This window comes from Acinetobacter marinus (genome assembly GCF_900096915.1).
Taxonomy (GTDB): Bacteria; Pseudomonadota; Gammaproteobacteria; order Pseudomonadales; family Moraxellaceae; genus Acinetobacter; species Acinetobacter marinus.
In genome coordinates this window covers 1-8,660 of sequence record NZ_FMYK01000017.1, presented here as the reverse complement: position 1 = coordinate 8,660, position 8,660 = coordinate 1, and the positions used below count along the sequence as shown (strand labels likewise).

Annotated in this window: 5 protein-coding genes and 5 pseudogenes; 2 read left to right on the top strand and 8 right to left on the bottom strand. The window is 42.8% G+C overall.

What is annotated here, in order from left to right; all coding sequences use genetic code 11:
- Nucleotides 1-304 precede the first annotated feature (304 nt).
- Nucleotides 305-634: a four-helix bundle copper-binding protein gene (locus tag BLQ60_RS13850; protein WP_092621856.1), complete on the top strand. Its 330-nt coding sequence runs from the start codon at nt 305-307 to the stop codon at nt 632-634.
- Nucleotides 635-841: 207 nt separating this feature from the next.
- Here BLQ60_RS13850 and BLQ60_RS13845 read toward each other — a convergent pair.
- The 4 genes and pseudogenes from BLQ60_RS13845 to BLQ60_RS13835 form a co-directional block, all read right to left on the bottom strand.
- Nucleotides 842-1,330: pseudogene (locus BLQ60_RS13845) on the bottom strand (IS3 family transposase); the annotation flags it as partial.
- A 76-nt stretch (nt 1,331-1,406) separates the two neighbouring features.
- Nucleotides 1,407-2,246 (bottom strand): annotated as a pseudogene (locus tag BLQ60_RS14305) (reverse transcriptase domain-containing protein); the annotation flags it as partial.
- Nucleotides 2,247-2,555: pseudogene (lspA, locus tag BLQ60_RS14300) on the bottom strand (signal peptidase II); the annotation flags it as partial.
- Between the two features lie 60 nt (nt 2,556-2,615).
- Entirely contained in the window at nt 2,616-3,512 is an 897-nt protein-coding gene (locus BLQ60_RS13835; protein ID WP_004781121.1) for a cation efflux transmembrane domain-containing protein, read from the bottom strand.
- A gap of 95 nt (nt 3,513-3,607) precedes the next feature.
- Here BLQ60_RS13835 and cadR point away from each other — a divergent pair, with 95 nt between their 5' ends.
- Nucleotides 3,608-4,015: a Cd(II)/Pb(II)-responsive transcriptional regulator gene (cadR, locus tag BLQ60_RS13830; protein ID WP_092621850.1), complete on the top strand. Its 408-nt coding sequence runs from the start codon at nt 3,608-3,610 to the stop codon at nt 4,013-4,015.
- A gap of 431 nt (nt 4,016-4,446) precedes the next feature.
- Here cadR and BLQ60_RS13820 read toward each other — a convergent pair.
- From BLQ60_RS13820 to BLQ60_RS13805, 4 genes and pseudogenes are all read right to left on the bottom strand, one after another.
- Nucleotides 4,447-5,062 (bottom strand): annotated as a pseudogene (locus BLQ60_RS13820) (thiol:disulfide interchange protein DsbA/DsbL).
- Between the two features lie 113 nt (nt 5,063-5,175).
- A pseudogene (locus BLQ60_RS13815) lies at nt 5,176-6,118 on the bottom strand (copper resistance protein B).
- Nucleotides 6,105-6,443 (bottom strand): hypothetical protein, encoded by a 339-nt coding sequence (locus BLQ60_RS13810; protein ID WP_004897649.1) that lies wholly within the window; start codon nt 6,441-6,443, stop codon nt 6,105-6,107. The pseudogene BLQ60_RS13815 and the gene BLQ60_RS13810 overlap by 14 nt, the downstream one beginning before the upstream one ends.
- Nucleotides 6,430-8,187, bottom strand: a complete 1,758-nt coding sequence (locus tag BLQ60_RS13805; RefSeq protein ID WP_092621845.1) for a multicopper oxidase domain-containing protein — start codon at nt 8,185-8,187, stop codon at nt 6,430-6,432. The genes BLQ60_RS13810 and BLQ60_RS13805 overlap by 14 nt, the downstream gene beginning before the upstream one ends.
- Between the last annotated feature and the right edge of the window lie 473 nt (nt 8,188-8,660).

The following is an 8,660-nucleotide window of genomic DNA, read 5'->3' as shown; positions in this document are numbered from 1 at the left end:
TCAGGGTGAAGTGTGTCTAATCAACAGGGTTTTCGGTCTCTAAGTACTTTTTAAAGGGAACATCATCGACTCAAATCTCTATTTGCAACAGTGCCTTTTAGAAAAACTATAGAAAAATAAGAATGAAAGTAGATCATATTTTTATATGTATTGAATACATGAGAAGCTAAATCACTCAAAGCCAGCATCTAAAACCATTTAACAAAATCTATAACTATTTTACTTTCCCTTACCTAATCGTCCTAGTGTATATCTTTTTTTTTGATTAGCTTATTCCTAAATCAAGTGACTTTAGGTAAGTATGATGAACGATATCCAATTTTCAGATTGCGCAAAGGCATGTATGAGCTGTTCCCTTACCTGTGCCAGTTGTGCAAATGCCTGTCTAAAAGAAGAAAATCTGGAGATGATGCGAGAATGTATTCAGCGTTGTCTAGATTGTGCAGATATTTGTCAGCTCTGTGCTCGTATGCAGCAAAATGAATCTCCTTTTATGAAAGAAATTTGTGAGCTTTGTGCCAAGGCTTGTGAATACTGTGCAGATGAATGTAGCCAACATGAGCATCAACACTGCCAGCAATGTGCTGATGCTTGCCGTGAATGTGCCGTCGAATGTCAAAAAATGCTTGTCTGATAAATAAAAGAATTAGTTGAGTTTAGGATTTACTCAATGAATAGCCAACGTGTTAGTTGTTAGTGGGTCAAACCACTAACAACTCGCAAAAAATGGCTGAATTTGTGGACATTGTTTTTGCGATTCGATCCAAAGAGAGTACTTTGATTGAACGCGCATGAGTAAATCTGAACCGTACCGGGTTTGTCGGAGACTTTTTTATTTAAGTTAGACCACCTGACCTAACGGGTTAATCTTATCATAGTACATTGCTTCAAACTCAAAAGGCGATACATAACCCAGTGCACTGTGTACACGCTTTTTATTGAACCAATCTACCCAGTTTAGTGTCGCAAGTTGTACATCTACTAAACCTTACCAATCTGCTTTTAAATATTCAATCACCTCTGTTTTGTATAAGCCATTCACCGTTTCAGCCAGAGCATTATCGTATGAATCACCAGTCGTACCGACTGATGCTCGTAAATTTGCTGCTTCTAAACGATTGGTATAGCGAATGGAAAGATATTGCACACCTCTGTCGGAATGATGAATCACATTCTTTGGCATGCCTCGATCATGCAATGCTTGCTCCAATGCATCGAGCACCATATCTGTATTCATTCGTGTAGATACTTTCCAGCCAACAATTGCTCGTGAGAACACATCAATAATAAAGGCTGTATAGACCCAGCCTGAATTTGTTTGAATATAGGGGTGAGTAGACCAAAGGAATCTCACCCTTAGCCCCTCGCAGAACCGGACGTGAACCTCTCAGCTCACCCGGCTCCCATTATCCAACCGATGGTAAACATCCCATTTTCCAGTGCACAAAGGCATTTGGAAAATCACGCGCAAGTCGCCCTAAGGCATATCTAGCACGTCTTTTATGACGGGCCAAGTTTTTATACTTACGCCTCATCCAGCGTATAAGATAAGCATTCATGTGTTGCCAGATCGCTGACATTGCTGAACCATGGAATCGACCATAGTATTGCTGCCAACCTTGAAGAATTGGATTGAATATTGCAGATAAATCACTTAATTCGCGATTACACATCAGATGTAGATGCCATTTCCGAATAGTCTGTCGCATTGCTTTAAGTGCATCACGACTGACTGCAGGAGAGAAATTTACATAAACTCTTTTATACTTGTCCACAGCCTTACGGGGCCTAAACGTGTACCCGAGAAAAGTAAATTGAACATCGGGATATGCTTTACGACGATTAATATCTTGGCAATAAACAATCTTTGTCTTGTCTGGATGCAATTCGAGACCACATTCACGAAATCGTGCATCGATCTTTTGTAAAACAAGTTTGGCTTGAGATAAACTCCGACAATGAATTACGCCATCATCTGCATAACGGCAGAACCGTACACTTTGAAGATGTTTCGTAATCCACATATCAAAAGCATAATGCATAAATAAATTCGCCAATAAAGGACTCACAACACCACCTCGTGGTGTGCCGCGATTCCTTTCTAAAAGATGGCCATTTATGTGTTGCATTGGTGCTTTTAACCAACGTTGCACATATAAAAGAATCCATGGAATTTCACAGTGTTTCTTGAGTGCACGCATGAGTAAATCATGGTCGATGTTATCAAAGAGACCTTTGATATCAAATTCCACAACATAGCCGCGAAAGACCCGGTCAATCAGGTTGCCCATGGCGCCACCGAGGATAAGACTGTAAGCGATGGCTTCTCCTTTATGACGATTTTCAAGGATCAGCTTGATCAGAAAAATCGAGACCACTACCGCGATTCCGATAAAAAAGTAGCGCTGCCAGCCTCCACCATTCGCAAAAAGACTGAATGCGGCACCGGTATTCCATACGTGTACCCAGTTAAAGAATGAGGTCACTGAAATAGACTCGCCATATGCCATTGATTGTTGCACCAGCCATTTTATGGCCTGATCAGACGCTGCCAGCAGGCCCGATATGGACAACAGAGCGTACGGTGACAGATGTTTGCCAAAAATGGACATTGCTTAATCCTTGAGCGCCAGAATGCGTCTAGCACCGTTAAGTACAATTACCCCCGCGATGGTGCCGATAATCAGATCCGGATAATTGGACCCGGTCCACGCGACCAGAGCGCCGGCGGTGATGACCCCCAGGTTGATCACCACGTCGTTGGCCGAGAATATCCAGCTTGCCTTCATGTGCGCCCCGCCCTCCCGATGTTTGGATATGAGCAGCAGACAACTGGTATTGGCAATCAATGCGACGAATGCGATAGCCATCATCACCAGCGATTCAGGCTCACTACCGAATACAAAGCGTCTCACCACCTCTATGAGTACGCCCACAGCCAAGATCAGTTGCAGTACACCAGCAAGATGCGCGGCACGTACCTGCATTTTCACGCTATGTCCAACCGCATAAAGGGCAAGCCCGTACACCGCCGCATCGGCAAAATTGTCCAGGGATTCTCCAATCAGGCCGGTGGACCGGGCGATCAGACCGGCAGTCATTTCCACCACGAACAGAAGTGCATTGATGCCGAGCAACCAGCGCAGGGTCCCGGATTCTTGCTTAGCAGAAGCTGCCGAAAACTCGGCGGCCTTGATGGTCTCCGGATTTGCAGCGACGGTTTCCTGAAGCGAGGCGCCTAGCCCCAAGGTCTTCAGTTTCGAGGTGACGGGCTCGACCTCACCGTCATGCACGACCTTCAACCGGCGGTTCGACAAGTCGAAGGACAGTGCCCGAATCCCCTCAACGCCGTTCAGGGCCAGGCGAATCATGCGCTCTTCTGATGGACAGTCCATCTTCGGCACGGCATAAACACTGACCCATTCCCCCGACGCATCGGAGGAGGCCTGCATATCGGTATCCGCCGCAGGCCTTGCATGGTCGCCACAAGGGCCTCCGCAGTTTTTACTCATGATATGACTCCACTTGAATGTGATCGGGTTTTCATTTAAAACTATATAGTAGCTATAATGTCAAAAGCGTAGAGAATCCGTTGCGGAGGAACCCGATGCGTATTGGTCAGTTGGCACAGTCAGTAGGGGTAGATACACAGACGATCCGCTTCTACGAACGGCAGGGCTTGTTGCCGCCGCCTGGTCGGCAGGAGAACGGTTACCGTGTCTATACCGAGAAACACGTTGAGCGGCTGGCCTTTATTCGTCGCTGCCGCATCCTGGATCTGTCACTGGCAGAAATTCACGAACTAAAGTGCTATCAGGACGACCCTCATCAGTCCTGTACCGCTGTCAATGCCTTGCTCGATGATCACATCTCTCATGTGCGCTCGCAGATAACCGCTCTACAGGCGCTTGAGAAACAACTCGTTTCACTAAGAGCGCGTTGCAACGATGACCGGGAAGTTAAGGCGTGTGGGGTTCTTGCTGGAATTAGCGAGGGAAGCATGCATCAGCAGTAGGTTGGAGTGCCAACCAGATAATCCGATGAGATGCCGGTTTGCCTCACTCTCATGCAAAGGTAAGATCAACCATTTAATCCGCTTACCCGTTTTCAGCATACTTTTTGAAACACCACCTTTGTTTGTTTTAGAGCGTCGGGGCGCCTCGGCAATTCTGCGTGTTGAAATAGAAAGGAAAATTCATTTTCTGAATGAAGATATCAGGTATGAACTGGTAAAGATACAATCCACGATTCATATTCAATCCCATGACTTTAAAGCGCAAAGCGTGTTGCAGATGCAGCTCTTATTCCGAGGAATTTTACACTGGTATCGCCCGCCGATAGAAACACCAGATCCGGCAGTCAGGACGTAAATAACCATTCCTCCAGTTTAAATAAAAAAACCTGCAGATTCGATGCAGGTTTTTTTTAGAGATAATCAATCGCGTCTTATTTGGCTTTACGCTCTTTTTCAATCAGGTAATTCACCACCTGAATTACTTTGGCATCATTGCCCTGCACAATATATTTACCATTCAAGGTCACCGCTGGTACACAGCTTAACTGATATTGAGCAGTCAAATTTTTTGCCTGAGCAATTTTTGACGAAATCGGGAATGATTTATAAGTCGTGTTAAATTTCTCTTCAGAAATACCATAACGGGTATAGAACTTGGCCAATTGTGCCTGTTCTAAAATTGGACGCTGCTTGTCATGAATATCATGGAATAACTGTAAATGTGCTTTTTGACGCACACCCAGGGCTTCTGAAACATAATAAGCACGTGCAGCCTGTTCCCAAAGCGGGTTCATTGCAGCAGGTGTACGTACAAAACGGATATCTTTGGGTAATTTTTTCAACCAGCCCTGCATATGTGGTTCAAGCGCGAAACAGTGACCACAGCCATACCAGAAGAATTCACGTACCTCAATTTTGCCCGGTTTTTCGACTTTAACTGGTTTTGCAACCACCTGATAGTCCTGACCTGCCACAAAATTGGCCATAGCACTACCTGAAAAGTGCCAAAACAGATGCGGCAACAGCTCCTAAAAGGAATTTTTTCATTGGGATTATCGTCCTTTAAATCATAAGGAAGCAAAATAAGTTAACATTTTGCTTCCGGCCACATTAAGCTAGAGTTTTATTTAAATAAAGCTATTTAGTAATCATTAAATTAATTAAAATCTAAATCTAACACCAGCTCCATATAACCAACCTTTCTCAGAGTTTGATTCTATTTGCCACGACGTTTCATCATTACCTTTTGAATACTCATAGGCAATGTCGATATACGGCATGATCTTTTTACTGATTTCATAGCGAGTTTCAAACCCTGCGGTTGCACTGCTTAAACCAGTTTTTTTCGCATATTTAGAGTCATCACTAAAGATAGCATCCAACTCTAAATAAGGTTGAATAATCAACTTTTGCGTAATCAGAAAATCACGTTCCGTTTCTAGGCTAAAGCCCGCATAATTGTCTTTTCCCGCATAGAGATAAGCATCAGTTTCAAAGAAATATGGCGCCATACCATGTAAGCCAATCACCGCATCAACATTTTCTTCGGTGTCTTTGCGATGATCATTGAGTTCAACTTTTTCACTACGATAACGTGCACCAATCTGTGTATCCCAAAAGTCTGAAATCATACGGCTATATAAAAGTTTGGCATCATAATGTGCATCATGCGATTCTTCTTTATCGGCATGAATTTTAATAAAACCTTATTTTCATCTGTGCCAATACGGTTTCAAACTCTGACTTTAAATCACCTGTGCCATCTTCATTGACAAGCCACTTATTGTCCACTGTCGTAATCGCATAAATTTGCGCACCGTGTTCTGAGCGATGATCATAATGCGAACTCTGCTGAGCATTCGCATCTGGTACATGATGTAAATGATTAACCGTAGATGTTGCCTGATGTTGTGCCTGATTCATTTGGCTATGGTTCATTTGAGAGCGATCCATTTGCATCGGCTGATTTTGACTAGAAGATGTAGCAACTGTCATTTTTTCAGGCGCACTATGATCTTCACCATTATGTGCCAAACTCACTGCACTGACCATCAACAAAGAGCTTGCTAAAACAGTTTTAGAAAAAAGATTAATGGTGCGCATGTTGATCTCCTTTCTGTACTTTTTGATCTTGCTGTTTCTCTGTTGATTTGTGATGCATTGGCTGATGACCTGCATGTTGATGGTTCATCGGTGCTGAATGTGCAGCATGATTCATTTTCCCCATCATCTGCATGTGTTGTGCATGCTCTTGTGGAGAATGCTGTGAATGATCCATCTCAGACATCGCTTGATGATTCATTGATGGTACATTTTTTCCATCAGTCTGAGCAGTTGAATGATGCCCTTCGTGCGCCAAACTTAAGCTTGTTAAACTCAATACCGCAACAGAAAAAAACGCTTTAAATACAAAATTAGTGATGTGCATGTCCAGCTCCTTTTTGCTCAGTTACTTGGTGAGTTTGAGTCGAATTTGTACCTTGAATTGGCGTTGTAGACACTTGTTCATCGCTAACATTTGCCACGATCAACTTGTTCATCATTCCTGCACTCATGTGATACAACAAATGACAATGGATTGCCCATTCGCCCAACTCATCCGCAGTTAATAAAGCAGTCACTGTTTTACCCGGTGGTACAATCAATGTGTGTTTATTCGGCATATCTACCGACTCTTGACCATTCTCCAACTGCATAAACATGCCATGTAAATGCATGGGGTGCGCCATCATACTGTCATTAATAAATTTGATACGGATACGCTCGCCATACTTCACTTTTAATGGCTCAGCATCGCTGAATTTTTTACCGTTAATCGTCCAAATATAACGCTCCATAGTACCGCCCAAACGCACTACTAATTCACTGCTAGCTTCACGAGTATCTTTTTGCGGTTCTAAAGATTTTAAATCACTATATTGCAAGGCTTTATTGCCCGCAGGTGTAGATGCATTTGCCCAACCATAAACCACTTGATCATTTTCTTGTGGTTTTGCTGTGCCATGCTGTGAATGATCCATTTTCGAGTGATCCATGCCTTGCATATTGCCGTGGTTCATTTTCGAATGATCCATTCCTGCATGATCACCGCCACCATGTCCCATATCTTCCATGGTCAAAAGTGAGCGTGGACGTGGTGCAGGCATATGAATGCCATGTGTCATAGGATTTAATTCATTGTGCAGTGTACCAATCGCATAGCCTGCACGGTCAATTGACTCAGCTTCAATTTGATAATGTCCGCCTTTGGGCTCCACAATCACATCATAAGTTTCAGCTGTGCCAATACGAAACTCATCCACAGCAACAGGTTTTACAGGCTGACCATCAGCACTGACCACAGTCATTTTCAAGTTAGGAATACGGACATCGTAGAAAGACATCGCAGATGCATTCACAAAACGTAGGCGAATTTTTTCATTCGGTTTAAACATTCCTGTCCAATTTTGTTCAGGTGTTTTGCCATTAATGAGGAAGGTATAACCTGTAACATCCGACATGTCGGTTTTTAGCATACGCATCTGATTCCACATTTTGCGGTCAGACCATGTCGCTTTTATGCCATCACGTTTAACCTGCTTCCAAACATCACCCAAGGTTTCACGCTGATCTTGATAATATTCAGCTGAAATTTTAAGATCTTTCTGAATTTGATCACTGGTTTTTTCATGAAAATCTGACAACATCACCACATAGTCACGTTCAGCTTTTTCATGTGCTGCCAATGGTGTTTTACCTTTTGGATAAATCACAAAAGAACCATATAAGCCGTCCTGTTCCTGTCCTTTAGAATGAGCGTGATACCAATAAGTCCCGCTTTGGCGAATCTTGAATTTATAAACATACTCGCTTTGAGGCTTAATACCGTTAAAACCATTAAATCCCGGTACACCATCCATAATGCCCGGCAACAACAGTCCGTGCCAATGAATAGAAGAATCTTGGTTTTTTAAATTATTTTTCACGCGAATGATGGCTTCATCACCCTCTTCAAACTCAAGCAAAGGCGCAGGAAATTGACCATTTACGGTAATGCGCTTTACAGGCTTTCCAGTTGGGCTGACCACTGCTTCATCAATAACAAGCTGATATTCACGCACTTCGGCAAAAACCAAAGGCGACGATGCAAAACAAATACCTGCTAATAGGTACGAACTAATTTTATGAGACATAACTTAACCTTAATTTTTGAAAAATAAATAAATTTTAAAAAAATTGGTTAAATTTTAGGAGGACGTGAAATTTCTTGCCAATACCCATTTAGATATTGGTTGGGGTAATAAAAATTAGGCTGATCTATAGAATAGAAGGTATCTAGGGGATCTAGCGAGCTTTGCAAAGAATGAAGACATGAGATCTGTGTCTGGCAGGATAAGCTAGAACATTCCTGACACTTTTTGTGATCTATATTCTGATTAAGAGCTAAATGATTATGGCAATCGGTATTCGTCTGTACTTCGTGATTAATACCATGTTGAGTGACTTGCTGTGCTTGATCTAAACAATGATCTTGGCTCATTTCAGTTTGCATATTGATATGCATTATCTTTGGCACTGTTGCAAATAACCACGAATGGTAAGCTGAAGACTGTTTTAGCTAAAGGTGCAGCATATGAATCCTTTCCATGGTCGGCATTTTCAGGGC

Excerpts from the sequence above, each read along its gene's own strand:
- BLQ60_RS13850 (WP_092621856.1), top strand. The coding sequence starts at position 305 with ATGAACGATATCCAATTTTCAGATTGCGCAAAGGCATGTATGAGCTGT.
- BLQ60_RS13805 (WP_092621845.1), bottom strand. The coding sequence starts at position 8,187 with ATGTCTCATAAAATTAGTTCGTACCTATTAGCAGGTATTTGTTTTGCA.
- cadR (WP_092621850.1), top strand. The coding sequence starts at position 3,608 with ATGCGTATTGGTCAGTTGGCACAGTCAGTAGGGGTAGATACACAGACG.
- BLQ60_RS13810 (WP_004897649.1), bottom strand. The coding sequence starts at position 6,443 with ATGCACATCACTAATTTTGTATTTAAAGCGTTTTTTTCTGTTGCGGTA.
- BLQ60_RS13835 (WP_004781121.1), bottom strand. The coding sequence starts at position 3,512 with ATGAGTAAAAACTGCGGAGGCCCTTGTGGCGACCATGCAAGGCCTGCG.